Origin of the sequence: Mesorhizobium sp. CA12 (genome assembly GCF_020165255.1) — a bacterium.
Lineage (GTDB): Bacteria > Pseudomonadota > Alphaproteobacteria > Rhizobiales > Rhizobiaceae > Mesorhizobium.
The window spans coordinates 38099-64965 of sequence record NZ_JAIUHT010000008.1 but is presented as its reverse complement, the minus strand read 5'-3'; the positions used below and the strand labels follow the sequence as shown (position 1 = coordinate 64965).

The window sequence follows — 26867 nt, the reverse complement described above, 5'->3', positions numbered from 1 at the left end:
CGAAAGCAACCCTTCACGCCAGCTTCGCCAGCAGCCGCAGGAACGTCGCGGTCTCCTTGGCGGTCAGCGGCGCCAGCGTCTCCTCGGTGATTGCGCGCGCGAGCGGGATCAGCCGCTCGATCGCCTCGCGGCCTTCCGGCGTCAGATTGACCAGCAGCCGCCTTTTGTCGACCTCATGCTTGGAGACTTCGACCAGCCCGCGCGCCTTCAGCCGGTCGATGACGCCCTTCACGGTTGCGGCGTCCATGGCGATCAGCGTTCCGAGCTGGTTCTGCGAGGTTTCGCCGATATCGTAAAGCTTGGCCAAAGCGGCGAATTGCGGCGGCGTCAGGTCGCCGATATGCGAGGCGAAGATCGAGACATGGCGCTGATGCGCCTTGCGCAGGATGAAGCCGACCTGGTCCTGCAGGTGGTAGTTGTTCTCGTCGCTATCCTCGGCCTCGACCAGCCGCAGCAAATTGTCCTCGCCGCTCATCTCAAGCCGTCCCATGCCTTGATATCCTCGGCAGCCAGGCCGCCCATGCGGTTGTGGACGCGCGGACCGCAGGTCATGGCGAGGCAGAACAGGATCTCGTCCGGACGCGGGCCGTCGCTGATGCCGACCTCCATGGCGTCGAAATGACTGCGCACATAGGCGGCGTTGATATGGCCGAGCGGCACGTCGAGCCTTGACCCGAAGGCGCCGACCTTCTTGGCCGAGGGCACGATCGCCTTGGCGTCGCCGAGGCGCTCGCGCATGGCATAGCCGCCAGGGACATGCCACAGCGCGCCGTGCTCCAGCTCCCCTGCCGTGCCGACGATGGCGCCCTTGCCGTAGCCGTCGATCTTCTTCACGTCACCGCCGAGCGCCGCGATCAGCCTGTCCGAGAGCAGAAGCCCGAGCGGCTTCAGGTCCTCCATCGCGCCCTGCAAATCCTCGACATAGCGGCCGGCGAAGGGGTTCTTGACCACGGCAAGAGCCGCCGCGCGCAGGCGGGGTTCTTTCACCACCGGTCCGCCGTCGTGAAAAATCTCCTCGGTCAAGACCGCGACCTTGCGGATCGGAAAGTCAGGCATGGGCAGTTTCCTTCGCTTTATGTTTATTGGGCGCAGCGAGCGTCACCGAGCCACTGATGCGGGCCTCGCCCGCCAGAAACAGCGCCGATGCGGCGACCAGGCCGCGCCGGCGAAAATCTTCGGCGACGGCAAGGCCGTTGTCCAGCGCGCGCGCAATTTCGGCGGCGTCAAGCGGGCCGACGCTTTGTGTTACCAGCATCTCGCCGAGATCGCTGTCTGGCGCCAGATCGCGCGCGGCGGCGCGTGCAATGGCGGGATGTCCGGGCAGATCGACGGCGTTGGCAATCAGCGTTGCCGCCGCGTCGGCCTCGGCGCCCGTCGGCGCCAGCACCGTGACCGCATCGGCTATGCCCAGCGAAAACGACCGGCCGCGCCAGCCGCTGGTGGCGACGCCGCGCACGCCGTCCTCGGCGCGAATGGAGACGCGGTCGGCCATGCCATTCCCGGTGCCGGCGATCGCCACCGTCATCGTCTGGCCGATGCCAAGATGGAGAGCGCAGTCGCCGCCATTGTTGACGTAAGCGCGGTCGAGCCGGCGGCCGGCGAGCATTGAGCTGAGAATTTCGTCGGCTACCGAACCGGCAACGGCGGCCATCGGCGTGATGAAGCATTCTGCCAACGGCATGACGGCAGCCTCCATGCGGCGCGCGGTCGGGCCGGCGAAGTCGCGCGGCGCCAGGAAGAAGGCCGGCAGGCGCAATTCGGGCAGCTCTTCGACCACCTCGATCAGGATTGTCTGAAAGCGGGCGACCGCCTGCTCATAGGCGGCGCGGCATTCATCCGCTTCCCCAAAGGCCTCGACGATCAGATCGATCGGCCCATGGTTGAGATGGAGCCGCCTGCCGTCGGCAAGCCAATGCGCCTGCGGGCCGTTCATCAGCCGGCACCATTCGCCGCTGATCGCCGCAACTGCGCCAACGGCGGCCAGGGGTTATCGGCCGGCGCGCCCGTGCCGCGGCGTGGGTTGAGATATTCGCCGCCCTTGGCGAGGATGTCCTCGATGCTGCGGATCTCGTTCTCATAGCCGCCGAGCCGGACATAATCGTCGCGGCGCATGGTGAATTCGATCGGCGCCACCAGCGCCGGCGTCGGCACATAGCCGAAGGCGCCTTCCGGCACGCGGGTGACGTCGACCATCAGCGTGATGCCGCCGCCCGGCCAGACATAGACCGGCGCGCCGCCCACGGTCACATAGGTCTTCAACCCTTGCACCGAGCGGGTGAGGTTCACCGGGTTTTCGGTGACGCCGGCGCGCAGCGAGCCGCCGGCGCCGCCGATGAACAGAACCGTACACAAAGCCGGCTCGCAATTGTCCTCGATCAGGCCGACGGACTTTTGCAGCCGCTCGGGAAACGGCTTCTGGACCGGCTTCAGCTGGTCGTCCAGCTCGTAATAGGCGAACTGCTCGCCGGTGGTCGAGACCATCAGCAGCGACAGGCCGGGACGCGCGCCCTTCTTGGCGTTCCAATCGCCGAGGATCGACAGCGGATCGGAGATCGTGGTGCCGCCCCAACCGAGGCCGGGCTCGGACACCTTGAAATAGCGGCCGGGGGTCGAACGACGGCCGATGATCTTTATCCCGGTATCCTCCCAGCCCAGCACCTTGCCGGCCTGGTGCTCGGAAACGACGCCGGTGATGTGGTCGTCGACCACCACCACCTCGTCGACGAGACCGCGCCATTGCGTGGCGAACATGCCGATGGTCGCCGAGCCGCAGCCGACGCGCATGCGGTGCTCGACCTTGCCGTCGATAACCGGCGCCTTGCCGGCTTCGACGATGACCGTCGCGCCGCCGTCGATGGTGAGCTCGACCGGGTTGCGGTTGCAGAGATTGAGCAGCGCGTCGCAGGTGGCGCGTCCTTCTGCCTTCGAGCCGCCGGTGAGGTGATGGACGCCGCCGAGCGACAGCATTTGCGAGCCGTATTCGCCCGTCGTGACATGGCCGATCGCCTCGCCTTCAGAGCGCACGGTCGCCGTCTCGTCGCCGATGTGGCGATCGGTGTCGATCTTCACCTTGACGCCGCAGTACGAAAAAATGCCTTCGGTGACGACGGTGACGAGATCGACGCCCTCGACCTCCTGGCTGACGATGAAGGGCGCGGGCTTATAGTCCGGATAGGTGGTGCCGGCGCCGATCGCGGTGACGAAGCGGCGGCCGGTGTTGACCAGATCGCCGTTCCAGGCTTCGCCCTCGGCGACGAAAGGCACGACCGCGCCGCCCGTCTCGGCCGCGTGGTCGAGGATGGTCAGCGGATCCATGCGCACGATGCGGCCGCCGACATTGCCGTAGCGGTCGCAGGCGCCGGTACGGCCGTCGGCGATGTAGCACATGACCGGACAGGCATCGCAGCGGATCTTTTCCGCCACCTGCTTCTCGCCGGGATCGTGGGTTTCGAAACGTTCGGCAAGCTCGCTCATCGGCGCGCCTCCTTCTCGCGGATCGCCGCCAGGATGCGGCTCGGCGTCGCCGGCACCTTGGTGACCAGGACACCGGTGGCATGACGGATGGCGTTGAGGATCGCCGGAGCGGTCGGGATCAGCACATGCTCGCCCAGGCCCTTGGCGCCGAAAGGACCTTCAGGATCCGGAACTTCGACGAGAATATGCTCCACCGGCGGCACGTCGCCGATGGTCGGGATGAGATAGTCGTGCAGGTTCTCGGTGCGGCCGGGGATATATTCCTCCATCAGCGCCATGCCGATGCCTTGCGCGATGCCGCCTTCGATCTGGCCTTCGACCAGGACCGGGTTGATTGCCTTGCCAACATCATGCGCCGCGGTGATCTTGATCAACTTGACGGTGCCAAGCTTGAGATCGACCTCGATCTCGGCGATCTGCGCGCCATAGCCGTAGACCGCGTAAGGCTTGCCCTGGCCCTTGGCATCGAGCGGCAGCGTCGGCGGGTCGTAGGTTTCTTCCGCAGCGAAAACGAAGCCATCGGCATCGGCCTTCAGCCCCGCGAGATCGATGCGCCGCGCGGCATCGCCTTCGCGGATGGAGATGCTGGTGCCGTCGAGCGCGATCGTCGCTTGTTCCGAGACATTGGCAAAGCGCAGGATCTTCTCGCGCAACGCCCTTCCGGCCTTCTCGGCGGCCTTGCCGGTGACAAAAGTCTGGCGCGAGGCGGATGTTTTGCCGGCATCGGGCGTGATGGCGGTGTCGGCGCTCTTCAGCTTGAAACTGGCCAGCGGCAGGCCGAGCGCGTCGGCGCAGATCTGGGCGATCACCGTGTTGGAGCCCTGGCCGATGTCGACCGCGCCCTGGTGCAGGATGACGTCACCCGCGGCCGAGATGCCGACCTTGATGGTCGAAGGATTGGGCAACGAGGTGTTGCCGCAGCCATACCAGCAGGAGGCGATGCCGACGCCGCGCTTGCTTGCCGTATGGGTGGCATTAAACGCCTCCGCGTCCGCCAGCGCACGCGCCCAGTGCGGCTTGAGCTGTTCCAGGCATTCGCCGATACCGACACCTGATTCCAGGCGTTGGCCGGTGACCGTTTCGTGTCCGTTACGAAGGCAGTTCTTCAGCCGAAAATCGAGACGATCCATGCCGAGCTTTGCGGCGAGCTCGTCATAGAGCGTTTCCTGCATGATGGTGGCTTGCGGCACGCCGAAGCCGCGGAAGGCGCCGGCGATCGGGCCATTGGTGTGGATGGCGTAGCCCGTAGCCCGGTAGTTCGGCGTGAGGTAAGGGCCGGAGGCATGCACCGGCACGCGATTGGCGACCGTCGGGCCCCAACTGGCATAGGCGCCGGTGTTGAAATCGCCCTCGAAGACCATGCCGGTGACGCGGCCCTCGGCATCGGCGCCGATGGTCGCCTTCATCTCGGCCGGATGGCGCTTGGTGGTCGACATCATCGATTCGTTGCGCGTGTAGGCAAGTGCCGCCGGCCGCCCGGTCTTCATCGCCACGAGGCCGATGAGAGGCTGCAGCGAGACATCGAGCTTCGAGCCGAAGCCGCCGCCTGTCGCCGTCGGCACGATACGGACCTTCTCCACAGGAAGGCCCAGCACCTTGGCCGTGTCGTCGCGGTCCATGTAGGGCGCCTGGGTGCAGGCGACGACGACCAGCGTGTCGCCGTCCATATAAGCATAGCCGGCTTCCGGCTCGATATAGGCGTGCTCGACAAAGGAGGTCTCGATGGCGCCGGAGACAGTGACCGCTGCGCCGGCGAGCGCGCCATCGGGATCGCCGCGCTCGACATAGCCGGAGGTGAGCAGGTTTGCAGGTCGGTGCGGATGGATCAGTGCCGCGCCGTCAGCTTTCGCATCGCGCGGCTGCAGCATATGCGGCAGCTCGGTCCAGGCGATCGGGAAATCCGTCAGATCGAGATCGAGGATCGCTTCGCGCTCGCCGGCGACGAGCGCCACGGCCTCGCCGCGCAGGCGCGCAAAGCCCTCGGCCAGCGCCGGCTGGTCGGCGAAGGGGCCGATGACGCCGAAGCAATTCTTTCCCGGAATGTCCTTTGCGGTGAAGACGCCGGCGATGCCGGGGTGCGCTTTTGACCAAGCATCGAGATCGCCGAAGCTGAAGCGGGCATGATAATGCGACGAGCGCACCACAAGCACCGCCAGTGCGTCGGACGGGAAGGAATCGCCGCCGAATTTTTCGTCACCGGTGACTTTCGGCACGCCGTCGAGCCGGATCGGCGAGGCACCGACGGCATGGCCGGCTTCCGGCAGGCGAAGATCCACGCTGTTCATGTGCTGCGAGGCCTGCATCACCGCCGCGACGATTTTCCTGTAGCCGGTGCAGCGGCAAAGGACGCCGCCCAGCGCGTCCTGCGTCTCGGCCTCACTCGGCGTGGGATTGCGGTCCAGCAGCGCGGTGGCCGCCACAAGCAGGCCGGGCGTGCAGATGCCGCATTGCGCGGCACCATGTTCGAGGAAGGAGGCCTGCAAGGCGGACAGCCGGCCATCGGCGAGGCCCTCGACAGTGGTGACGGAGGCGCCGGCTACGGAGGCCACCGCCATCAGGCAGGCGCAGACCGGATTGCCGTCGACCAGCACCGTGCAGGCGCCGCAGTCGCCGGCATCGCAGCCGACCTTGGTGCCGGTCAGCCGCAACTCGTCGCGCAACACCTGCGACAGCCGCCTGACCGGCGGCACCGACACGCTGACGGCGGCGCCGTTGACCTCGAAGGCGATCTGGGAGCGGTCCATGCCGGACCGGGCCATGGCGGATTGAGCCATGCCGGATTTGGCAGCGCCGGACTGGGTCATGCTCATGCGGCCACCTTGCTTTCGCCGTGACCGATCGCAGCGCGCACCGCGCGGGATACGATCTCGCGCGCGGCATCCTGTCGGTATTCCGCGCTGCCACGCACATCGGCGATCGGCGACAGTTCGTCGATCGGCGCGGATAGCACCGCATCGGCAAGGGCAGAAGTAACTGGCTGCCCGCGCAGCGCCTTCTCTACACCGGCGAGACGGCGGGCGACTGCCGAGCAGGCGCCGACGGCGATCGCCGCATCGGCGACGACGCCATTCTCGACCACCAGCCGCGCCGCGGCCATGGCGATCGAGATGACGAGATAGCGCCGGGCGCCGAGCTTGACGAAGGCCGAGCTGCCGGCAGCGGAACGCTTCGGCACGCGGATGGCGGTGACCATCTCGCCCGGCCGAAGCGCCGTGCGGCGATTGCCGAGGATGAAGTCACCGAGGGCCAGATGGCGGATGGTTTTCGCCGAGCGCAATTCGACATCTGCATCGAGGGCCAAAAGCGCCGGCACGCCATCCGCTGCCGGCGAGGCATTGCAGAGATTGCCGGCCACCGAGGCGACATTCTGGATTTGGACCGAACCGACCTCGCGCGCGGCCGATTTCAACACATCGAACGCCGCCGGCAGCGGCTGGCGCACGATATCGGTCCAGGTTGTGCGGGCACCGATCCGCCAATGCCCGTCCGTTTCGGCGACGCCGCACAGTTCGGCGAGAGCGTTGATGTCGAGGACGTTGTCGCGGAAGGGTTTCGCGCCCTGCGCCGGATAGAAATCCGTGCCGCCGGCGAGAATGCGCCAGCGGTCCTCGCCAAGCAAAGCGAGCGCTTCGTCGACCGTGGTGGGTTTTGCGTAACGGATCACGCTCTGCCTTCCAGACAATTGCGCCTTCCCAGACCTTAGGCCTTCCCCAGGCCTCCCGAAGTGCCGCTTCAGGTCTTCTTGCCGGTCTCCGGACCAGTCAAATTCATTCGTATGCAAATGATATCAGGCCGGCCGGAATTGTCAAAGCCGGAGTTGGCGCCGCGAAGAGTTGAACGCGATTGTTATGGCGCCGGAGGTTGACGCCGCCGGCCATCTGGTCAAGGTTCCGTGTCCGGTCGCGTCAGCGGCTTTTGGACAGGTGCCCCAAGCCAGACGAGAGGGCCGAAACGAAAGGGACCGCATGGCCGAAGAAGCGCTCATCGTCATCGACCTGCAGAACGATTTTTGCCCCGGCGGCGCGCTGGCGGTTGCCGGCGGCGACGAGATCGTGCCTTTGGTCAACGACCTGATCCGGCGAACGGAGCACGTAATCCTGACCCAGGACTGGCACCCGGCCGGGCATTCGAGCTTTGCCTCCAGCCATCCGGGCAAGCAGTCTTTCGAGGGCATCGAGATGCCATATGGGCCGCAGACGCTGTGGCCCGATCACTGCATCCAGGGAAGCCTCGGCTCCGATTTCCATTCGGGACTGGCGTGGACCAAGGCGGAACTGGTGATCCGCAAGGGGTTCCGCACGGCGATCGATTCTTATTCCGCCTTCTTCGAGAACGACCATAAGACGCCGACCGGCCTCGGAGGCTATCTGAAGGAACGCGGCATCGACACGATCACCCTGGTCGGCCTCGCCACCGATTTCTGCGTCGCCTTCTCTGCGCTCGACGCGGTGAAGCAGGGTTTCAGGACGACCGTGCGGCTCGACGCCTGCCGCGGCATCGATCTCAACGGCTCGGTCGAGGCGATGCTGAAGCGGATGCGCGACGCCGGCGTGACGCTCGAAGACCATTCGGCGGACTGACCGGATCGTGGGGCAAGCGACGGTTCCTTTCGTATCTTCCTGGTGGGGAGAGGCCACCAGTTTGCGGGGCCAAGATGCGGGTTCCCCCTTCTCCCCTTGTGGGGTGAGAAGAGGTCCGCGTAGCGGACGAAAAGCCAATCGCTTGGCTTTTCGAACTTCGAACGCCCTGAGCCAGCGAAGGGCCGGGTGGTGTCGCCGAAGGCGCGGGGTGTTCCAGGGAACGCCGACGTCTCACTCCGCTGGAACACCCCTCATCCGTCTCGGCGCTATCGCGCCGATCCACCTTCTCCCACAAGGGGAGAAGGGAGAGCGCGGAGCGGCCAAATGAGGGGGCTTTTCTCATTCGCCGCGCTCGCAATCTCAGTGCTGTTTCCGGTCCAGGCTCTCGCCTCCGAAATTCACGGGCTGCCGGGCGCCGCGATGCCGCTGTGGTGGGGATTGCCTTTTGCCGGCCTGCTCTTGTCGATCGCGACCGGACCGCTGCTTTTCCCGCATGCGTGGGAGCATCATTACGGCAAGATCGCCGCTGCCTGGGCCATGCTGGCGGTGGTGCCGCTGACGATCGCCTTCGGCCTTCCGTCGGCAGGCGAAGCGGTGCTGCACACGCTGCTTACCGAATATCTGTCCTTCATTATCCTCCTGTTCGCGCTCTACACCATCTCGGGCGGCATCCTGCTTGCCGGCAACATCCACGGCACGCCGCTCGTCAATGCCGGCCTGCTGCTCATCGGTGCGCTGCTTGCCTCGGTGATCGGCACCACCGGCGCCTCGATGATCCTGATCCGGCCGATGCTGCGCGCCAACGACAACCGGCCGTTCAACGCGCATGTGGTGATCTTCTTCATCTTCCTGGTCTCCAACATCGGCGGCTCGCTGACGCCGCTTGGCGATCCGCCTCTGTTCGTCGGCTTCCTGCGCGGCGTCGATTTCTTCTGGACGACCGCGAATCTGTGGCGCGAGACGCTGTTCAGCGGCGGGCTGGTGCTCACCGTCTTCCTGGCGCTCGACATCATGCTGCATCGCCGCGAAGGCGGCATGCCGAAGATCAAGGACCCGACGCCGGACACGAAGGTGCGCTTGCGCGGCCTGGCCAATTTGCCGCTGCTTGCCGGCGTGATCGGCGCGATCCTGCTTTCGGCGAGCTGGAAGCCGGGCATCAGCATCCCGATCCTCGGCGTCGGCCTCGAGCTGCAGAACCTGGTGCGCGACGCCATCATCCTGGCGCTCGCCTTGCTGTCCCTCAAGGTGTCGTACAAGAGCCACCGCGAGGCGAACGGCTTCACCTGGGAGCCGATCGCCGAGGTGGCGAAACTCTTTGCCGGCATCTTCACCTGCATCGTGCCGGTGATCGCCATCCTGCGAGCCGGCCATAACGGCGCGCTGGCGCCGCTGGTGGCCCTGGTCACATCCGCCGACGGTCAGCCGAACAATCTCGCCTATTTCTGGCTGACCGGGGCGTTGTCGTCGTTTCTCGACAATGCGCCGACCTATCTGGTGTTCTTTGAGCTTGCCGGCGGCGATGCGCACCACTTGATGACCGAGGCCGCCTCGACATTGGCCGCGATCTCGGCGGGCGCCGTGTTCATGGGAGCCAACACCTATATCGGCAATGCGCCGAACTTCATGGTCTTCGCCATCGCCCGGCATCGCGGCTTCAAGATGCCCGGCTTCTTCGGCTATATGGCGTGGTCGGGGCTGGTGCTGATCCCGACGTTCTTGATCGCCGGGTTAATGTTTTTTCGATGAGCTGAGCTACTCAATTTCCACCGCCGGCGCTGCCCCTCATCTGGCTGCCGCCATCTTCTCCCCGTGAACGGGGAGAAGGGGGCTGGCATCGCCGATTTCGCCAATCACCAACGTTGCAGAATGACCGCCGAGGTCGCGGCCAGCTTCTTTCTCCCCGTTCACGGGGAGAAATGCCCGGTAGGGCAATGAGGGGCAGCGCAGCCGCCGATAGTCTTGGCACCGACGCGCATTCGGCGCGCCTATCCCACCCCCACATACCTGCGCACCGCCGACGGGTCGGCGCGCAGTGCTTCGACCTCTACCGTCTCGCGATTGCGGCCGTTCTCGATGAACGAGACGCGGTCGGCGACCGAGAGCACGGCGTCGACGCGCTGCTCGACCAGGATGGTCGAGACGCCAAGCTCGCGCAGCTTCGCCACCGTCTCGCGGATTTTGGCGATCATCGAGGGCATCAGCCCTTCGGTCGGCTCGTCCAGCAGCAGCACCTGCGGCTCGAGGCAGAGCGCGCGGGCCATTGCCAGCATCTGCTGCTCGCCGCCGGAGAGTGTGCCGGAGCGTTGCCTCAGCCGCTCCCTGAGCAACGGGAAGAGATCGAGCACGCTCTCGCGGGTTTGCTTGCCCTTGCCGCGCGCCATCAGGCCGATCTCGATGTTTTCCGCCACCGTCATCTCGGCGAACAATCGCCTGCCCTGCGGCACATAGGCGACGCCGGCCTTCGGCACGTCATGCGCGGCGAGCCCGGTCAGTTCCTTGCCGTCCAGCCTGATCGAGCCGGCAGCCGCCGGAACTAGACCCATGATCGCCTTCAGCGTCGTCGTCTTGCCGGCGCCATTGCGGCCGAACAGGCAAAGCACCTCGCCTTTGTTGAGGATGAGATCGAGGCCGTAGAGCACCTGCACCTCGCCGTAGAAGCAATCGAGGCCGGAAATGGTGAGCAATCCGCCATTGGCTCCAATGGAGTCAGCCATGGGTCGCCCCGAGATAGGCATCCTGAACTTGCGTGTTGGCGCGGATCTCACCCGGCGTTCCTTCGGCGAGGATCTTTCCCGAATTGAAGACGGTGATGCGGTCGGCAAGCTGCATGACCACCGGCATGTTGTGCTCGATCAAAAGCACCGTAGCGTCCCTGGCGATCTCGCGCACCAGCATGATGAAATTGTCGATCTCGCTGTCGGCGAGACCCTGCGTCGGCTCGTCGAGGATCAGCAGGCGCGGCTTCAGCGCCAGGCCCATCGCGACTTCGAGCAGGCGCTGGTGGCCATAGGAAAGCTGCCCGGCAAGCGTGCCGGCGCGGTCGGCAAGGCCGGTCCGCTCGAGTGCCGCCATGACGCCGCTTCTCACCTGGCCCTTCGTGCGGCCGTCGGTCAACGTGCGCTGCACCGGCAGCGCGACATTGTCGAAGGCGGTGAGATTGGCGAAGACGCTGGTGATCTGGAATGTATAGGCGACGCCGAGGCGAACCCTTTTGTAAGCCGGCATGGCGGTGATGTCGGCGCCGTCGAAGACGACCATTCCGGAGGACGGCCGGATGCGGCCTGAGAGCAGGCTGACGAAGGTGGTCTTGCCGGCGCCGTTGGGGCCGATGATGGCGCGGATCTCGCCCGGCATCAGCGCGAAGTCGACGCCGTCGACGGCGCGCAGGCCGCCGAAATGGCGCGACAGGCCCTTGGTGGTGAGCAGCGGCATCATGGCAGCCACCTCAGCCAGCGCTCGCGGATGCTGCCCAGAATGCCTTTTGGGAAGAACAGCACCAACAGGATGAGCGCCACGCCGACGATCAGCAGATAGGCGGAGGTGAAGCCGCTGGTGATGTCGGTGACATAATACATGAACAGCGTGCCTACGAGCGGCCCGAGCGTGGTCGCGGCACCCCCGAGCAGGACCCAGAGCAGCGGCAGGATGGAATATTGCACGGAAGCGAAGCTCGAGCCGACATAGCCGAACAGCAGCGCATAGGCCGCGCCCGAGGCCGCGCAGATGGCCCCGGAGGCGACGACCGCGGCGAGCTTGTTGGCGACCGTGTCGTAGCCGAGCATCTTGGTGCGCTCCTCATTCTCGCGAATGGCGACCAGCACGCGGCCGAAGCGGGAGCGGACGACGGCTAAGGTGACGAGCAGAATGATCGAGAAAAGCGCCAGCGCGCTCATGTAGCGCACGGTCGGGTCGGTCAGGTCGAAGGATGCGCCGCCGATCGCGATCACCCGCGACGCCTGCTGGATGACCAAGCCCTGGTCGCCGCCCGTCCATGCGGCGAAATAGAGGATGAGCAGATAGAAGACCTGGGCGAACATCATGGTGACGATCATGAAGGCAACACCGGACGTGCGCAGCGCCAGCAGGCCGATGACCAGGGCGAGCAGCGCGCCACAGGCGATACCGGCGACAAAAGCTTCCGGGACGCCCCAGCCGAGATGATAGACGGTCAAGCCGGCGCCGTAGAGGCCGGCCGAGAAAAACATGGCGTGGCCGAGGCTGAGCAGGCCGACATAGCCGAAGAGCAGATTGTAGCCCATGGCGAAGACGGCGAGCGCCATGATGCGGGCGAACAGGCCCTGGTGGTAGTCCGGCAGGACGAAGTTCAGCGCGAACAGCAGCGCGATGACGCCGACATGCAGCGCATAGGTCTTTGCCGGCGAAGCATCCCTCATCGCGGCGTGGTCCCGAACAGGCCTTGCGGCCGGAACACCAGCACCATGGCGACGACCAGCGTGGCGATAATCTTCGCCAGGGTCGGCGAGAAAAACATCGAGATGATGCCGTCGGAAAGGCCGATCAGGACGGCGGCCACCACGGTGCCGCGCAGCGATCCCAGGCCGCCGATGATGACGACGATGAAGGAGAGCAGCAGCGGATCCTGCCCCATCAGGTAATGGGCCTGGCTGATCGGCACGATCAGCACCGCGGCGATCGCCGCCAGCATGGCGCCGACGGCGAAGACGCCGGCATAGACGCGCTCGACCGGGATGCCGAAGGCCTGCGCCGTCTCGCGGTCATATTGGGTTGCCCGCATGATCAGGCCGATCTTCGTTCGCGTCAGCACCAGCCAGGTGATGACCAGCAGAATGGCGGAGGCGGCGACCACCGAGAGTTTGTAGCCGGAATAGCCGAACCACGGCAGGAGAATGCGGTAGCTGAAAGGCGGCTCGACCGGGCGCGCCTCGGGACCATAGAAGGTCAGCGCCAGCTGCTGGATGATGTAGAGCATGCCGATGGTGGCGACGATGGTGCCTTCGGGATTGTAGTGGAGGCGGCGCAGCACCAGGCGTTCGGCAATCAGCGCGACCAGCCCGACCAGCAAGGGCGCGATCACCAGCGCGGCGATGAAACCGATCGCCGGGTGGCCGGAAATCGCCGTCGAAACCGCCCAGGCGAGCACCGCGCCCAGCATGAAGAACTCGCCATGCGCGACATTGACGACGCGCATGACGCCGAACACCAGAGACAGGCCAAGCGCCGTCAGCGCCAGCACGGCGGAGGTGACGAAGCCTTCGAGGGCGGCGAGGAGGAGATGGGGTCCGAAGTGCATCTAAACGCGAACGGATGCGCGAGGCACCCCCCTCTGCCCTGCCGGGCATCTCCCCCTCAGGGGGGGAGATCGGCTGTCCCTACCGCTTTCGCCAATCGCAAAGGCCGATAGGTGGCCGTCTTCGCACGAACTGCCGATCTCCCCCCTTGCGGGGGAGATGGCCGGCAGGCCAGAGGGGGGTGCCTTGGCGCTCACGTTTGCAGGAGCAGCTAAGCTCACAGCGCCTGCGTCGTGTAGTCCCCTTCCGGCTCGTAGAGACCGTCCTCGATCTTGGTCTTGTGGACGACCTTAAGCTTGCCGCCTTCGACCTTGGAGATGTTCTGGACGCCGAAGCATTGGTGGATCTTGCCGTTGAAGGTCTTCGGTCCCTGCGGATGCTCCGGCCCTTCGGCGAACTCCTTCAGCGCCTCGGTCGCCTCGACCAGCTTGGCGCGGTCTTCGGGTCCCTTGTAGCCGGCGTCTTCCATCGCCTTCTTGACCACGTAGAGCGTTTCCCAGCAGCCGAACATGTGGGCGGCGGTGGAGACGTCCTTGGGGTCGCCGACCGCGGCGCCGTTGTCGTCGATGCCGACCGCGGCGCGGTAGGCTTTCTGCGCCGCAGAATCGTCAGGCTGCGCATAGCGCGGAGAGCCTTCCCAGAAATGGCTGCCGTCGAGGAATTCGAGGCCGGGGCTGTTGATGTCGACGGCTTCGAGCGAGTCGATGAAGCCGAAGAGCTGCGGCCGTTGCGAGCCGTAGAACTCGCCGAGCTCCTTGACGAAGGTCAGCACCGCAGGGCCGACCATGACATGGTAGATCACCTCGGTCTCGGCCGGGATCTGCGGGAAATATTTCGTGAAGGACGACTCCGTCGGCGGGATGGCGATCTGGGCGATCACGTCGGCGCCCTGCGCCTTCAGCGCCGGCGGCAGGTAGTCGCGATGGTCGTAGCCGAAGGCGAAGTCGGGGAAGATCTGCGTCACCTTCTTGCCCGCGTTCGCCGCGATCCACGGCGCCATCGACTGGATCTGGCTCTTCACGTCGGTGATGCCGGGCTGGAAGACGTAGCGGTTAAGCTTGGTGGAGGCGACGTGATGGCCTTCGCTGACGACGAAATAGGGGATCTTGTTCTCGCCGGCGGCGGGCGCCGAGCCGATCACGACATGCGAGAACAAGGTGCCGAAGACGATGTCGGTCTTGTGCTGTTTGGCGAATTTGTTGACCACCTCGGCGCCGCGCGCCGGATCGGTGCCGTCGTCCTCGATGACCAGCTCGACCTTGCGGCCGCTGATGCCGCCGGCGTCGTTGATCGCCTTGACAGCGGCGGCGCTGGTCTTCTCGTACCAGCGACCATAGGCGGCGCCGATGCCGGTGCGGTGCAACTGGAAGCCTATTTTGATCGGCGCCGAGCTCTGCGCCTGGCTGTAACGGACGAAGCCCGGCGCCAGCGCCAGGCCGGCCCCGGCGGCGATACCCTTCAGCGCGGCGCGGCGCGACAGCGTCGTCTTGGAGAGGTCGAAAAATCCGTTCTTGTCAGCCATGTCGGTTCCCCTGTTTTTTCAGTCTTGACCAGCGATAAGGCGGCTAAGCCATCCCCTTCCGAAGGATGGGAAAATTGCATGTGTACAAACTAAATCACCAAAGCCGCGACGTGGCAAGCTAGCTTCCCTCGCGTCATGGCGGCGGCCCTTGTCTCATCCCGCCGTCGGCGTGGCAAGCAGCCACAGGCCGAACATTGTGTAGGCGATCATCAGCAGCGTGAGTGGAAGCTGGCTGAGCGCTGCGCGCGACGGCTGAGGATGAAGACGCCAGGCAAGGCCATGCGCGACCAGAACCGCCAGCACATGGCCGGCGATGATGACGCCGGCCTGCAGGTTCCACAGCCGCCAGGCGGACTCGGCGCCGGCGACGACACCGGCCTCGACCATCCTGTTGGCCGTGCCGAACAGGTTCCAGCCGAGCGCGAAAGGATCGGAGAGCGCGACCAGCGCATACTGGCCGTCGACCAGGAGCACGGTGAGGTAATGCGCGATATGATAGGCGAGCGCGATCGGCACGATCGACCAGACCAGCAGGCCGGCGGCTTTTCCGAGCGACTGCGCATCGCCGGCGAGGCGCTGTCCAAGAAAGGCGGCCAACGCGAACACCGCCGCAAGCAGGACGAAGGTGAGCACAAGGCCAAAGCTGCCGACGCCGATCAGCGCGGTGCGGCCGGGAAATTCCAGCGGGTTGACGCCGAACAGGCTGAGCCAGAAGAAGGTCTTCGACAGGCCGTCGAAGGACACCGAAGAAAGCGCCAGCAGGAGGAAAGCTGTGCCGCTCAGCGGCAGCGGGTCGCCGGCAAGCAGCTTCGCACCGGGCCAGCAGAGCGAGAGCCGACCATCAAGGCGTTCGGCAGGCGCGAAGCGGGCCACCATGGCGAAGAATACAGTGAGGAATTCGCCGCGATTGCTCCAGGCGTCGTAGCCGAAGATGAGCATCGCGACGAGGCTGGCCAGCCAGTAGAGGCCGGCGGCAAAAGCCAGGCGGGCCGGATCGTCGGGTGCCGGATCGATCAGCTCAAACCAGGCGAAGGCGAAGAACAGCACGAAGGCCGGCCAGTAGCCGAGCCAGTTGATCGGGCGCGACGGCGGGGCTTCGGCCCGTCGGCTGCCGACAAGCCGGCTCACGACGCGCCAGGGCCCATACCATGGGTTGAGCCACGCCCACAGGTCGCCGAGCATGCCTTGCAGCAGGGTGAAGCCGGCCCAGAGCGGCGTCCAAATCACGAGTGGGAGAGGGTTGGAAAGCGGGTCGCGACTGCCGGAGAGACCGGCAGCGACGAGAAGCGCAAAGCCGGCAAAGGAAATCAGGCTGACGACAATGCGGGGGGTGTCGCTGAAAGCAAATAGGGGTAGGCGCCGACGCCGAAAATTGTCGAGGGCGGCAGGCGGCAGCAGCGCCAGCACGAGGAAGCTGACGGCTACCGCCAGCGCGCCGCCGGCGATGTAGTAACCGGTCGGGAGGAGCAGGACGTGGCCGCGGTCGGAGGCATGGGCGAAGGAGGGCGTGGGGAGAGTGGCCGCCAAGGGAGTTGCGAGAAAGGCCAACCTCCAACGTTGGCGCTCTACGGCGCCCCCCTCTGTCCTGCCGGACATCTCCCCCTCTTGGGGGGAGATTAGCAGTTTCGGCGCCAGCTCTCCTCCTGCGACGTCGGAGATTGGCGAAAGCGGCGATGACAGCGTAATCTCCCCCCTAGAGGGGGAGATGTCCGGCAGGACAGAGGGGGGCGCGAAGGAACTCGGCTTATCCGGGAATTCCATTCGTCCGGGCCTTAAGCCTCACACCTTCACCAGCTGCTCCACCCGGCCCTTCTCGCCAAAAATCCTCAGATACCGCTTGATCTCCTTTTCGTCCCCAGTCGCCTTGGCGGGGTTGTCCGACAGTTTCACCGCCGGCCGGCCATTGGCTTCACTGACCTTGCAGACGAGCGAGATGGCGTCGAGGCTCTTGGTTTCGGTTGGCGCGCAACCCTCGAAATCATTGGTGAGGTTGGTGCCCCAGCCGAAGGACATGCGCACCTTGCCGCGGAAATGCTTGTAGGTCTCCTCGATGGTCTCGACTTCCAGACCGTCGGAGAAGATGAGCAGCTTCTGCTTGGGATCCCTGCCTTTCTCACGCCACCAGGAGAGGACCTTCTCGCCGCCTTCGATCGGCGGCGCGCTGTCCGGCCGGAAGCCGGTCCAATCGGCGATCCAGTCCGGCGCATCGCGCAGGAACGCGGCGGTGCCGAAAGTGTCGGGGAGCACGATCAGCAGATTGCCGCCATAATAGCGCTGCCAGTCCTGCAGCACCTTGTAGGGTGACTGCCTCAGCTCCTCCTCGGAATTGGCAAGGGCGGCGAAGACCATGGGCAATTCATGCGCGTTGGTGCCCAAAGCCTCGAGGTCGTTGTCCATGGCCAGAAGCACGTTGGAGGTGCCGGTGAAGGCATCGCCGATGCCTTCCTTCAGCGCCTCGACGCACCAGCGCTGCCACAGGAAGGAATGGCGGCGTCTTGTGCCGAAGTCGGAAATGCGGATGCCGGGCAGCGCCTTCAGCCGCTCGGTCTTAGCCCACATCTTGGCCTTGGCGCGGGCGTAGAGCACGTCGAGCGCGAACGGGCCGAAGGAGCGCATCGCCGCTCGCGAGCGCAGCTCGTTGATGATCGCAAGTGCCGGGATCTCCCAAAGCGTCGTGTACATCCAGGGCCCGGCGAAGGAGAGCTCGAACTGGCCGTCGCGCCTGGAAAGCTCGTATTCGGGCAGGCGGAAATCCTCGAGCCAGGCGAGGAATTCCGGCTCGAAGATCTGCTTGCGGCCGTAAAAAGTGTTGCCGCCCAGCCAGATCATTTCCTTCTTCGAGAAGCGCAGGGTGCGGGCGTGGTCGAGCTGTTCGCGCAACTCGCCCTCATCGATCTCATCGGCCAAACGCACCGAGGTGGTGCGGTTGATCAGCGTGAAGGTGGCATCGACTTTGGGATACATGCCCCAGATCATCTGCAGCATCAGAAGCTTATAGAAGTCGGTGTCCAGCAGGCTGCGGACGATCGGGTCGAGCTTCCAGGTGTGGTTGTAGACGCGCCGCGCTATATCCGTCTTTGCCATGCTCGCTCACCCATAAAGCACAACGCACGGGAACGCGGGCGCCACGCTTCAAATCCTTGTTCGATCAATTCCGGACGGAACCCCGTTGCGCGGAATTGCTTTAGCAACTGCCTCTTAGCACCGTATTTTCGAACGCGCTTGCTGCTTTGCAAGCTGGCCCGACAAAAAGCAGCTATGCAAGTCCAGCCGTCAGGACGCGGTCCTGGCGCCTATGACCTTGAGGGCGGGGCGTTTTCTGCGGCTCGGCACGCGGCCGGCGACCGGCGCATCGGCGCGGGCCTCGTCCTGCTCCTTCTCGGCGAACAGCCAGTCGATGAAGAGCTGCACGATCGGCGCCGAGCGCATCTCGTTGCGGCAGACGACGTAGAAATCGTCGACCGCCGGAACCGACAAACTGAAGGGCGCCACGAGCATGCCCCTGGCGAGCAAGGCGCGCGCAGTGACGGAATCGCCGAGCGCCACGCCATGGCCGTGCACGGCGGCCTCCGTCGCCATGCGGGCATCGCCCAGACGGTGGCGGCGGCCGCGTTCGAGATCGAGCGCGTCCGCGGCGGCCAGCCAGGTGTGCCATTCACGGCCATCGTCGCCATGCAGGAAGACGTGGTCGGCGAGGTCGCGGACGCTGCGGATCGGGCGGTTGTTGATCAGCGTCGGACTGACAACCGGAAACAGCTCCAGGCCGGACCACTTGCGTATCCAGCAGTCGCTCCAGCTGCCGTCGCCATAATGCACGCAGACGTCGATGTCCGCGGCGCGGATATCTTTGGGATCGTTGGACGGGATCAGCGTCAGCTGGATGTCCGGATATTGCGCCGTGAAGGAGCCGAGCCGGGGCGTCATCCAGAGCAAGAGCAGCGCCGGCACGCAGGAGACCGACAGCGCGCCGGCGCTTGCCGGCCGCGTCATGCGCTGGGTGGCGGCGGCGATGCCCTCGAAGGCCGCCGAGACCGCCGGCAGGAACTCCGCGCCATGCGGCGTCAGCTTCACGCGCTGCCCGCTGCGCTCGAAGAGCTTTACGCCCAGCGACTGCTCGAGTGCCTTGATCTGGTGGCTAACGGCGCCGTGCGTGACATTGAGCTCACCCGCCGCCTTGGTTAGCGAGGCGTGCCGCGCCGTGGCCTCGAAGGCGCGCAGAGGGTTCAGCGGCGGCAGGCGCTTGGCCATGAGGGGCTCCTCCTTTGTGAGATTTTCTCACAGCCAAGACCCTAACAATATCAATTGATTTTTCAAAGCGGCTGCCCGACACTTTTGCCCGGAACAGCTTCAAGAGACGTGGAATCCGCAACGCAGCGGCGGACAGCGATCCAGCCGGACAACAGGCTGGCTTGGCAAATCGCCCATACGGGCAGCGCTGCAGGCAGGCAGGAGGACCGGACATGGGTTACGATCGCGGCAAACTCGAAGCGTTGCGCCGCAAATATGGCGAGAGCCATGGCGGCGAGATGTTCGACCCGAAATTCCGCAAGGTCGCCGACAAGATCTTCAACAAGTCGGGCACACGCCTCGCCCCCTATTCCGGCATCCCGACTTTCCTCGCCGCGCCCTACCGCGAAATCGCGGCCGACAATCCGGATTTTGGCGACCTGCAGGTGGCGATGATCGGCGTGCCGATGGATCTCGGCGTCACCAACCGTCCCGGCTCGCGCTTCGGGCCGCGCGCGTTGCGCGCCATCGAGCGCATCGGCCCCTACAATCATGTGCTGGAATGCGCGCCGACGCATGAGCTGCGCGTCGCCGATATCGGCGACACGCCGTTCCGCAGCCGCTACCGGCTGGAGATCAGCCACGAAGACATCGAAAAGCGGACCAATCAGATCGTCGACGCCGGCGTGCTGCCGCTCTCCGTCGGCGGCGATCATTCGATCAGCCATCCGATCCTGAAGGCGGTCGGCAAGAAGACCCCAGTCGGTATGATCCATATCGATGCCCATTGCGATACCAGCGGGCTGTTCGACATGACCAAGTTCCACCATGGCGGACCGTTCCGCAACGCGGTGCTGGACGGCGTGCTCGACCCCTCGCGTACGATTCAGATCGGCATCCGCGGCTCGGCCGAATATCTGTGGGAATTCACCTACGAGTCCGGCATGACCGTCGTGCATGCCGAGGAGGTGACCGGCCTCGGCATCCCGGCCATCATCGAAAAGGCGCGCAAGATCGTCGGCGACGGCCCGACCTACATCTCCTTCGATGTCGACAGCATCGATCCGGCCTTCGCGCCCGGCACCGGCACGCCGGAAGTCGGCGGGCTGACGACGCGCGAGGTGCTCGAATTGCTGCGCGGGCTGAAGGGCCTCAACATCGTCGGCGGCGACGTGGTCGAGGTGGCGCCGCAATATGACGCGACCACCAACACCGCCCATGTCGGCGCGCAGGTCCTGTTCGAGATTCTGAGCCTGATGGTGTTCAGCCCAGCGATCAAGAAGGGCTGATGCCTCGCGCAATTCCGGACCGAAGCTATGGCGAAGGCGCCAAGCCTAAACCGCGTCTTCCGGAATTGCTCTGCCAACACGACCGCTGCGCTGGAGCCGGCGGCCGGTTTCAACAACAAGCTTCCAGCAGGGGAATAACAATGTTACTTCGCAACGCACTGAAATCCGTCATCACCGCAGCCGTCATCCTTGGCGCTGGTCTCGCCACGCAGGCGAAAGCCGACGCCGTCGACGACATCACGAAGGCCGGCGCCATCAATGTCGGCATCTTCTCCGACTTCCCGCCCTTCTCCTCGGCCAGCGCCGACATGAGCATCAAGGGCTACGACATCGACGTCGCACAGGCGATCGCCGATTCACTCAAGGTGAAGCTCAACCTGGTCAGCGTAACCGGCCAGAACCGCATCCCTTATCTCACCGACAAGCGCGTCGATATATTGATGAGCGTCGGCTACTCCAAGGAGCGCGAGCAGGTGATCGATTTCGCCGCCGCCTACGCGCCCTATTACATCGCCGTCATCGGCCCGGCCGAGCTTGCCGTCAAAGGCAAGGAAGACCTCGCCGACAAGTCGGTCGCCGTCAATCGCGGCACGCTTGAGGATACCTCGCTGACCCAGGCGGCGCCGGCTTCGACCGACATCCGCCGCTTCGACAACTACAATTCCGTCATCCAGGCCTTCATCTCTGGTCAGACGCAGCTGATGGTGGTCGGCAACGATGTCGGGGCGCAGGTGCTGGCCAAGCAGGATGCGCTGAAGCCGGAGCAGAAATTCCAGCTGCTCACCTCGCCCTCGCATATCGGCCTCAACAAGAATGAAGACCGGCTGAAGAAGGCGGTGAACGACGCCGTCGCCAAGATGCTGGCCGACGGCAAGCTTGACGAGAGCTCGAAGGCTTGGCTGAAGACGCCGCTTAATCCGGACAACCTGAAGGATTGATCTGCCTACCGGTTCGGCGCCGTAAGGGCGCCGAACCCCCTCTTAGGTCAGGCACCTCCAACAAGGTCAATCGCCATGGGCTACAGCCTCGACTTCGGCTGGCTTGCGGGTGCGGCGGGCGTGATCGCGCGCGGCGCGGCGATGACGCTGCTTTTGATCGCCGTCACGACGCTGGCGGGCACGTTCCTCAGCATCCTCGGCGCCGCCGGCAAGAGAAACGGCCCGAAGCCGCTTCAGCTGGCGATCGGCATTTATGTCGAGGTGATGCGCAACACGCCATTCCTGGTGCAGCTGTTCTTCATCTTCTTCGGGCTGCCCACGCTCGGGATCAGGCTCGACCCGATCCTTGCCGCGATGTTGGCGATGACGCTCAACATGGCGGCCTATACGATCGAGATCGTCGGCGCCGGGCTCGACGCCGTGCCGCGCGGCCAGAGTGAAGCCGCGCTGGCGCTCGGCCTCAGGCCCCGCCAGGTGTTCGTCAAGATCGTGCTGCCGCAGGCGCTGAAAGTGATCTATCCGGCGCTGACCAGCCAGATCGTCATCATGATGCTGGAATCGGCCGTGGTGTCGCAGATCGCGGTGCGCGAATTGACGTACGAGGCCGACATGCTGCAGGCGCGCACTTTTCGCGCCTTCGAGACCTATTTCGTGGTGACGATGGTCTATCTCGGCCTGTCTATGGGGCTGCGCCGGCTGCTGGTCGGCGGCGGCCGCCGTGTTCTGGGGGCGGGCGTGTCATGATCGAGTTCACCTTCTGGGACATCGTCCGCAACCTGCTGCTCGCCGCGCGCTGGACGGTGCTGCTGTCGCTCGCCGCGTTCATCGGCGGCGCGCTGGTCGGGCTGGCGGTGCTGTTCTTTCGCATCGCCAAGAACAAATGGGTCAAACGGATAGCCTCGGGCTATATCGCGCTCTTCCAGGGCACGCCGCTTTTGATGCAGCTCTTTTTGATGTTCTTCGGGCTGCCGATGCTGGGGCTGCGCATAGAGCCATGGACGGCGGCAGCGCTCGGGCTGACCTTCTTCGCCAGCGCCTATCTGGCCGAGATCTGGCGCAGCGGCGTCGACGCGCTGCCGCGCGGCCAGTGGGACGCCGGCGCCAGCCTCGGGCTTCACTATCTGCAGGAGCTCAGGCTGATCATACTGCCGCAGGCCTTCGCGATCACCCGCGCGCCGACCGTCGGCTTCCTGGTGCAGCTCATCAAATCGACGGCACTGACCTCAATCATCGGCTTCGAGGAACTGGTCAGGACCTCCAACGCCATCAACAACGCGACCTTCGAGCCGTTCAAGGTCTACGGGCTGGTGGCGCTGATCTTCTTCGTCATGTGCTTTCCGCTGACGCAATATGCACGGCGGCTGGAGCAGCGTGCAGGGGCGCGCTGAGCCGCCAAAAGGCCGCCGACCGGACCGCAGCCTTTGTTGATCAATGCCCGAAGGCGAGATGCGGCGCGATGCGGTCGCGCCTGAGCCAGCGCGCGAGCAGCAGCGCCGCCACTACGGCCAGTCCCGAGGCCAGGCCGATCCAGATGCCGACGCCGTTCAGGCCGAAATGGAAGGCGAGCAGCACGCCGAGCGGCAGGCCGACGCCCCAATAGCCGATCGCGGCGTAGATCATCGGCACCTTCGTGTCGTGCAGGCCGCGCAGCATGCCGGCCGCAACGGCCTGGGCGCCATCGAAAATCTGGAACAGCGCGGCGAAGGCAAGGAACGAGACGGCAAGCGTGATCACCCGGGCATTGGCGGGATCGGCAAGATCTATGAAGGCGCTGATCAGCGTGTGCGGCCAGAGAATCATCACCAATCCCATCAGCGCCATGAAGGACACGCCGATGACGAAGGCGGTCCAGCCGGCGCGCGATACGCCTTCCGGGTTGCCGGCGCCATGCGCCAGCCCGACCCGGACCGTGACCGCCTGGTTGAGACCGAGCGGCACCATGAAGGAGATCGAGGCGATCTGGATGGCGATGGCGTGGGCGGCCAGCGAATCCGCGTCGATCAGGCCCATCAGCAGGGCCGCTGCGTTGAAGATCGTCACCTCGAAGGCGAGGATGCCGGCGATCGGCAGGCCGAGCCTCAACAGGCCGCGGAAGCGCGGCCAGTCGGCGCGCCAGAAGCGGCCGAACAGACGGTAACGGCGAAACTTTTTCTCCTTGATCACCACGGCGGCGAGGCCGACGAACATCAGGGTGCTGGACAAAGTCGTGGCGAGGCCCGAGCCGGCGATGCCCATCGACCTGACGCCGAGATTGCCGAACATGAACACCCAGTTGAAGAAGGCGTTGCAGGCGACCGCGACGAAAACGATGATCAGCGCCCAGCCCGGCCGTTCCAGCGCCGAGATGAAGGAGCGCAGCACGATATAGCCATAGAAAGGCAGCACCGCCCATTGCAGCCAATGCAGATAGATGCCGGCCTCATGCGCGAGCTCCGGCTTCTGGCCCATGGCCAGAAGCACCGCTTCGCCATGCCAGAGAAAAATCCAGATCGGGATCGAGATGAGGATCGCCAGCCACAGGCCCTGGCGCACGGTGCGGCGCAGGTCGCGCACGGAATGGCGGCGGCGGCCGAGCTCGGTCGCCATCATCGGCGAGGTCGCCAGCATCAGGCCGAGGCCGAAGATCAGCGGCATGAAATAGAGGTTGGAGCCGAGCGCGCCTGCGGCGAGCGTATCGGGCCCGAGGCGGCCCATCATCATGACGTCGGTCGCGGTCATGGCGGTCTGGCCGAGATTGGTCAGCACCATCGGCCAGGCGAGCGCGATCGTTGCCCTGATTTCCTGACGCCAAAGGTTTTCCGGCGCGCGAGCGCCGGCTTCGATCGCAGACATTGTTCCGCTCTTTCAGAACACGGCGCGTCGGCCAAAGGGCCGGAAGCCGCACACACGGCGCAAAATGGCGCCATTTGCGTCGCCTTGTGAACGAAATGCGACATCATGGCAAGGGCAGAGGTCCGGCTAGCGATTGATCCAGGCGAAGCCGGGATTCCGCGACGCCTCTTTCATTTGCCGGCCGGGGGCTGCTACGGATGCCCTGGCATATTAAGCCGGCGCGCCATGCCGGGAGGAACGAATGCCGTTCAGGCGCAGAAAGAACACAGCCGCGATCCCGCGCACGGCGCCCGCCTTCGAGCACATCGTGACGGAGGCCAGCGAGAGCTTCCTGTGGCGGCTGGACGATTATCCGTGGGAGCGCAATGTCTGGAATTTCCATCCCGAATACGAAATCCATCTCTTGCGGAAATCGTCCGGCGTCGTGCTGGTCGGCGACCATATCGGCGAGTTCGGGCCGGGCTATCTGACCATCGTCGGCGGCGGGCTGCCGCATGACTGGGTGACGGCAGTGCAACCCGGCGAGCTTATCGAAGGCCGCGATATCGTGCTGCAATTCGATCCCGAACGGCTGCGCGGCTCCTCGGGGCTGCTGCCGGAGCTGCGCGAGCTGGAGCCGTTCCTGGAACGCTCGCTGCGCGGAATGGTCTTCCATGGCCAGACGGCGCTCGACGGCGCCGAGCTGATGGAACGAATGGGCGAGGTGCATGGGCTGGCAAGGTTCCGCATGTTCCTCGAACTGCTGGACCTTCTGGCCACCACCCAGGAATACGAGCTTCTGTCGTCGCCGGATTTTTCTCCGCTTCTCGACGCGGAATCGCTGGATATTATCCAGCGCTCGCTGACCTATCTGTTCCAGCACTTTGCCGAGGATCTGAAGCTGCCGGAGGTGGCGGCGTTGGCCGGGATGAGCGAAAGCACTTTCTCGCGCTTCTTCCAGAAGAACACCGGCAACTCGTTCAGCGACCACGTCGCCAAGCTCAGGCTCTGGCAGGCCTGCAAGCTGCTCGCCGACACCGAGATCCCGATCACCGACATCTGCTTCCAGGTCGGCTATATGAACATCTCGAACTTCAACCGCGCCTTCCTGCGCAAGCACAAGATGACGCCGTCATCCTACCGCAAGCTGTCGCGGCAGCGGCTGACGCTGCGGGCCTGATTTCGCCACCTAGCTTTTTGTTTCATCGCAATTCCGGACGGAAAACCGCTGCACACTTTCTGGAATTGCTCTAATCGTACTGATACTCGTGTGACGGACAGACTCTGCCGGTGCCATTTTTTGCGCCGCACAATGCATAAAAGTACAGGTCTGCTGCAACGGGGCTTCTAGTCTCGCCCCTTCCAACTCCTCATTTTGGCGGCGGGTCGCAGTCATGCGGGCGACGGTGAGGGTCGCTTAGCCCGCGGACTTGCTTGTTCCTGGAGGAGAAACATCAATGAAATCAAACCGGCTCGCTGCCAGCCTCGGTGCAGCTTTCGTGCTTACCGCTTCCGTTTCAACCGCAGCACTGGCGCAAGCGCCGGTCTGCTCGGCGCCAGTTAAGGTGCTGGCGCAGCCGCGCGACGGGCTGACGCTTCTGGAGGACTCCAAGGACGAGTTCAAGAAGTTGTCCGGCGCCTCGTTCCAGATCGACTATCTCAACGAGAACGACCGCCGCGCCAAGTCGCGCGCCGACGCCTCGACCGTCGGCAACTACAATGTCTACTATGTCGACGAGGCGAACGTCGCGCTGTTCGCTTCCTCGGGCTGGATCGCGCCGCTGACCGATTATTATCCGGCTGAATACGATTTCGCCGATTTCGATCCGGGCCGCCAGAAGGTCGCCACCTATGACGGCAAGGTCTGGTTCGCGCCGCTGACCGGCGGCGGCGACCTGATGGTCTATCGCAAGGACGTGCTCGAGGCCGCCGGCATCCAGCCGCCCAAGACGCTGGACGAGCTGATCGCCGACGTGCCGAAACTGACCAATGCCGACAAGGGCGTGTACGGCATCGCGCTGCGCGGCGCGCGCGGCTCGGGCGCCAATGTCTGGCGCTGGATGCCTTTCTTCAAGGCCTATGGCGGCAAGTGGTTCGACGGCGACAAGCCGGCTTTCAATTCGGACGCCGCAGTCAAGGCAACGGAGACCTATCTCAAGCTGTTCAAGGACTCGGCCCCCGGCACGCAGACCGGCAGCTGGGATGAATCGACCGGCGCCTTCCTCTCCGGCCAGGTCGCCATCCTCGTCGAATCGACGCCGCTGTCGGGCATGGCGGTGGACCCGAAGACCTCGCAGGTGGTCGGCAAGGTCGGCTTCCTGCCGCCGCCTTCGCCGCTGCCGGGCGGCGGCTATGGCCATGGGCTCGCCATCGGCACCAAGGCCAATGCGGATGACGCCGCGAAGAAGTGCGCCGGCCTGTTCATCGCCTGGGCGACGTCGAAGGAGAACGAGAAGCGCCGGCTCGACGCGCACCAGTTCGGCGAGCTGAACCGCACCAGTGTGCTCTCCAGCAAGGAATTCGCCGACATCTACGGCGCCGATCTCGGCAAGGCGCTGGCCGAAACCGGCAAGGTGACGGCGGTGAACTTCTGGCAGGATCCGCGCTGGCCCGATCTCGGCGACCGCTGGGGCATCATCCTCGAGGAACTGGTCACCGGCACTCGCACCGACATCAAGGGTGGCCTCAACGAGCTCGAGGCCTATGCCAACGAGCTGGTGAAAAAGAAGTAATCCTCCCGCCCGCGGCGCGTGGTT

23 protein-coding genes are annotated in these 26867 nt (G+C 64.9%); 8 read left to right on the top strand and 15 right to left on the bottom strand.

Features of this window, described 5'->3' with window-relative positions:
* Positions 1 to 13: 13 nt before the first annotated feature.
* The 6 genes from LB520_RS15125 to LB520_RS15100 form a co-directional block, all read right to left on the bottom strand.
* Positions 14 to 475, bottom strand: coding sequence for a MarR family winged helix-turn-helix transcriptional regulator (locus tag LB520_RS15125; RefSeq protein WP_224638124.1), 462 nt, complete (start codon positions 473 to 475; stop codon positions 14 to 16).
* Positions 472 to 1056 (bottom strand): amino acid synthesis family protein, encoded by a 585-nt coding sequence (locus LB520_RS15120; RefSeq protein WP_224638016.1) that lies wholly within the window; start codon positions 1054 to 1056, stop codon positions 472 to 474. The genes LB520_RS15125 and LB520_RS15120 overlap by 4 nt, the downstream gene beginning before the upstream one ends.
* A complete protein-coding gene (locus LB520_RS15115; protein WP_224638015.1) occupies positions 1049 to 1933 on the bottom strand; it encodes a UPF0280 family protein in 885 nt (294 codons plus the stop codon). The genes LB520_RS15120 and LB520_RS15115 overlap by 8 nt, the downstream gene beginning before the upstream one ends.
* On the bottom strand, positions 1933 to 3474 hold the full coding sequence (locus LB520_RS15110; RefSeq protein WP_224638014.1) for a 6-hydroxynicotinate reductase: 1542 nt from the start codon (positions 3472 to 3474) through the stop codon (positions 1933 to 1935). The genes LB520_RS15115 and LB520_RS15110 overlap by 1 nt, the downstream gene beginning before the upstream one ends.
* Positions 3471 to 6218: a molybdopterin-dependent oxidoreductase gene (locus LB520_RS15105; RefSeq protein ID WP_224638123.1), complete on the bottom strand. Its 2748-nt coding sequence runs from the start codon at positions 6216 to 6218 to the stop codon at positions 3471 to 3473. Before LB520_RS15105 ends, LB520_RS15110 begins: the two co-directional genes overlap by 4 nt.
* Before the next feature lie 62 nt (positions 6219 to 6280).
* Complete coding sequence (locus tag LB520_RS15100) at positions 6281 to 7138, bottom strand: FAD binding domain-containing protein (RefSeq protein ID WP_224638013.1); 858 nt, start codon at positions 7136 to 7138, stop codon at positions 6281 to 6283.
* Between the two features lie 301 nt (positions 7139 to 7439).
* Between LB520_RS15100 and pncA the strand changes: the two genes are divergently transcribed.
* Both pncA and LB520_RS15090 read left to right on the top strand, forming a co-directional pair.
* The gene (gene pncA, locus LB520_RS15095) at positions 7440 to 8054 is read left to right on the top strand and encodes a bifunctional nicotinamidase/pyrazinamidase (RefSeq protein ID WP_224638012.1); all 615 of its coding nucleotides are present in this window, start codon (positions 7440 to 7442) and stop codon (positions 8052 to 8054) included.
* A gap of 324 nt (positions 8055 to 8378) precedes the next feature.
* A complete protein-coding gene (locus tag LB520_RS15090) occupies positions 8379 to 9800 on the top strand; it encodes a sodium:proton antiporter (protein WP_224638011.1) in 1422 nt (473 codons plus the stop codon).
* Between the two features lie 239 nt (positions 9801 to 10039).
* Here the strand turns inward: LB520_RS15090 and LB520_RS15085 are convergent, their stop codons facing one another.
* The 8 genes from LB520_RS15085 to gcvA all read right to left on the bottom strand — a co-directional run bounded on the left by LB520_RS15085 (position 10040) and on the right by gcvA (position 19094).
* The gene (locus tag LB520_RS15085) at positions 10040 to 10768 is read right to left on the bottom strand and encodes an ABC transporter ATP-binding protein (RefSeq protein WP_224638010.1); all 729 of its coding nucleotides are present in this window, start codon (positions 10766 to 10768) and stop codon (positions 10040 to 10042) included.
* Positions 10761 to 11489 carry an ABC transporter ATP-binding protein gene (locus LB520_RS15080; protein ID WP_140846411.1) on the bottom strand — a complete coding sequence of 243 codons (729 nt, stop codon included), beginning with the start codon at positions 11487 to 11489 and terminating at the stop codon, positions 10761 to 10763. Before LB520_RS15080 ends, LB520_RS15085 begins: the two co-directional genes overlap by 8 nt.
* Positions 11486 to 12448 carry a branched-chain amino acid ABC transporter permease gene (locus tag LB520_RS15075; protein WP_224638009.1) on the bottom strand — a complete coding sequence of 321 codons (963 nt, stop codon included), beginning with the start codon at positions 12446 to 12448 and terminating at the stop codon, positions 11486 to 11488. Before LB520_RS15075 ends, LB520_RS15080 begins: the two co-directional genes overlap by 4 nt.
* Positions 12445 to 13326, bottom strand: coding sequence for a branched-chain amino acid ABC transporter permease (locus LB520_RS15070; RefSeq protein ID WP_224638008.1), 882 nt, complete (start codon positions 13324 to 13326; stop codon positions 12445 to 12447). Before LB520_RS15070 ends, LB520_RS15075 begins: the two co-directional genes overlap by 4 nt.
* Before the next feature lie 215 nt (positions 13327 to 13541).
* Positions 13542 to 14846, bottom strand: coding sequence for an ABC transporter substrate-binding protein (locus LB520_RS15065; RefSeq protein ID WP_224638007.1), 1305 nt, complete (start codon positions 14844 to 14846; stop codon positions 13542 to 13544).
* A 153-nt stretch (positions 14847 to 14999) separates the two neighbouring features.
* Positions 15000 to 16442 (bottom strand): hypothetical protein, encoded by a 1443-nt coding sequence (locus LB520_RS15060; protein WP_224638006.1) that lies wholly within the window; start codon positions 16440 to 16442, stop codon positions 15000 to 15002.
* Between the two features lie 183 nt (positions 16443 to 16625).
* Entirely contained in the window at positions 16626 to 17930 is a 1305-nt protein-coding gene (gene pncB / locus LB520_RS15055; RefSeq protein ID WP_224631517.1) for a nicotinate phosphoribosyltransferase, read from the bottom strand.
* Positions 17931 to 18119: 189 nt separating this feature from the next.
* The gene (gcvA, locus tag LB520_RS15050; protein ID WP_095768121.1) at positions 18120 to 19094 is read right to left on the bottom strand and encodes a transcriptional regulator GcvA; all 975 of its coding nucleotides are present in this window, start codon (positions 19092 to 19094) and stop codon (positions 18120 to 18122) included.
* A gap of 212 nt (positions 19095 to 19306) precedes the next feature.
* Between gcvA and speB the strand changes: the two genes are divergently transcribed.
* The 4 genes from speB to LB520_RS15030 all read left to right on the top strand — a co-directional run bounded on the left by speB (position 19307) and on the right by LB520_RS15030 (position 22688).
* Entirely contained in the window at positions 19307 to 20362 is a 1056-nt protein-coding gene (gene speB, locus LB520_RS15045; RefSeq protein ID WP_224531636.1) for an agmatinase, read from the top strand.
* Positions 20363 to 20502: 140 nt separating this feature from the next.
* The gene (locus LB520_RS15040; RefSeq protein ID WP_224638005.1) at positions 20503 to 21300 is read left to right on the top strand and encodes a transporter substrate-binding domain-containing protein; all 798 of its coding nucleotides are present in this window, start codon (positions 20503 to 20505) and stop codon (positions 21298 to 21300) included.
* 75 nt (positions 21301 to 21375) lie between these two features.
* Entirely contained in the window at positions 21376 to 22044 is a 669-nt protein-coding gene (locus LB520_RS15035; RefSeq protein WP_224638004.1) for an amino acid ABC transporter permease, read from the top strand.
* Positions 22041 to 22688: an amino acid ABC transporter permease gene (locus tag LB520_RS15030; protein ID WP_224629654.1), complete on the top strand. Its 648-nt coding sequence runs from the start codon at positions 22041 to 22043 to the stop codon at positions 22686 to 22688. Before LB520_RS15035 ends, LB520_RS15030 begins: the two co-directional genes overlap by 4 nt.
* A gap of 40 nt (positions 22689 to 22728) precedes the next feature.
* On the opposite strand, the gene LB520_RS15025 is transcribed toward LB520_RS15030, so the two are convergent.
* Positions 22729 to 24132, bottom strand: coding sequence for an MATE family efflux transporter (locus LB520_RS15025; RefSeq protein WP_224638003.1), 1404 nt, complete (start codon positions 24130 to 24132; stop codon positions 22729 to 22731).
* Positions 24133 to 24373: 241 nt separating this feature from the next.
* Here LB520_RS15025 and LB520_RS15020 point away from each other — a divergent pair, with 241 nt between their 5' ends.
* Both LB520_RS15020 and LB520_RS15015 read left to right on the top strand, forming a co-directional pair.
* Positions 24374 to 25291, top strand: a complete 918-nt coding sequence (locus LB520_RS15020; RefSeq protein WP_140846401.1) for an AraC family transcriptional regulator — start codon at positions 24374 to 24376, stop codon at positions 25289 to 25291.
* A 277-nt stretch (positions 25292 to 25568) separates the two neighbouring features.
* The gene (locus LB520_RS15015) at positions 25569 to 26843 is read left to right on the top strand and encodes an ABC transporter substrate-binding protein (protein ID WP_224638002.1); all 1275 of its coding nucleotides are present in this window, start codon (positions 25569 to 25571) and stop codon (positions 26841 to 26843) included.
* The last annotated feature ends 24 nt before the right edge of the window (positions 26844 to 26867 follow it).

Excerpts from the sequence above, each read along its gene's own strand:
- LB520_RS15115 (WP_224638015.1), bottom strand. The coding sequence starts at position 1,933 with ATGAACGGCCCGCAGGCGCATTGGCTTGCCGACGGCAGGCGGCTCCAT.
- LB520_RS15085 (WP_224638010.1), bottom strand. The coding sequence starts at position 10,768 with ATGGCTGACTCCATTGGAGCCAATGGCGGATTGCTCACCATTTCCGGC.
- LB520_RS15120 (WP_224638016.1), bottom strand. The coding sequence starts at position 1,056 with ATGCCTGACTTTCCGATCCGCAAGGTCGCGGTCTTGACCGAGGAGATT.
- LB520_RS15125 (WP_224638124.1), bottom strand. The coding sequence starts at position 475 with ATGAGCGGCGAGGACAATTTGCTGCGGCTGGTCGAGGCCGAGGATAGC.
- LB520_RS15065 (WP_224638007.1), bottom strand. The coding sequence starts at position 14,846 with ATGGCTGACAAGAACGGATTTTTCGACCTCTCCAAGACGACGCTGTCG.
- LB520_RS15035 (WP_224638004.1), top strand. The coding sequence starts at position 21,376 with ATGGGCTACAGCCTCGACTTCGGCTGGCTTGCGGGTGCGGCGGGCGTG.
- LB520_RS15075 (WP_224638009.1), bottom strand. The coding sequence starts at position 12,448 with ATGAGGGATGCTTCGCCGGCAAAGACCTATGCGCTGCATGTCGGCGTC.
- gcvA (WP_095768121.1), bottom strand. The coding sequence starts at position 19,094 with ATGGCCAAGCGCCTGCCGCCGCTGAACCCTCTGCGCGCCTTCGAGGCC.
- LB520_RS15105 (WP_224638123.1), bottom strand. The coding sequence starts at position 6,218 with ATGGACCGCTCCCAGATCGCCTTCGAGGTCAACGGCGCCGCCGTCAGC.
- LB520_RS15080 (WP_140846411.1), bottom strand. The coding sequence starts at position 11,489 with ATGATGCCGCTGCTCACCACCAAGGGCCTGTCGCGCCATTTCGGCGGC.
- LB520_RS15030 (WP_224629654.1), top strand. The coding sequence starts at position 22,041 with ATGATCGAGTTCACCTTCTGGGACATCGTCCGCAACCTGCTGCTCGCC.
- pncA (WP_224638012.1), top strand. The coding sequence starts at position 7,440 with ATGGCCGAAGAAGCGCTCATCGTCATCGACCTGCAGAACGATTTTTGC.
- LB520_RS15110 (WP_224638014.1), bottom strand. The coding sequence starts at position 3,474 with ATGAGCGAGCTTGCCGAACGTTTCGAAACCCACGATCCCGGCGAGAAG.
- LB520_RS15020 (WP_140846401.1), top strand. The coding sequence starts at position 24,374 with ATGCCGTTCAGGCGCAGAAAGAACACAGCCGCGATCCCGCGCACGGCG.
- LB520_RS15015 (WP_224638002.1), top strand. The coding sequence starts at position 25,569 with ATGAAATCAAACCGGCTCGCTGCCAGCCTCGGTGCAGCTTTCGTGCTT.
- LB520_RS15070 (WP_224638008.1), bottom strand. The coding sequence starts at position 13,326 with ATGCACTTCGGACCCCATCTCCTCCTCGCCGCCCTCGAAGGCTTCGTC.
- LB520_RS15025 (WP_224638003.1), bottom strand. The coding sequence starts at position 24,132 with ATGTCTGCGATCGAAGCCGGCGCTCGCGCGCCGGAAAACCTTTGGCGT.
- LB520_RS15060 (WP_224638006.1), bottom strand. The coding sequence starts at position 16,442 with ATGTCCGGCAGGACAGAGGGGGGCGCCGTAGAGCGCCAACGTTGGAGG.
- pncB (WP_224631517.1), bottom strand. The coding sequence starts at position 17,930 with ATGGCAAAGACGGATATAGCGCGGCGCGTCTACAACCACACCTGGAAG.
- speB (WP_224531636.1), top strand. The coding sequence starts at position 19,307 with ATGGGTTACGATCGCGGCAAACTCGAAGCGTTGCGCCGCAAATATGGC.
- LB520_RS15090 (WP_224638011.1), top strand. The coding sequence starts at position 8,379 with ATGAGGGGGCTTTTCTCATTCGCCGCGCTCGCAATCTCAGTGCTGTTT.
- LB520_RS15040 (WP_224638005.1), top strand. The coding sequence starts at position 20,503 with ATGTTACTTCGCAACGCACTGAAATCCGTCATCACCGCAGCCGTCATC.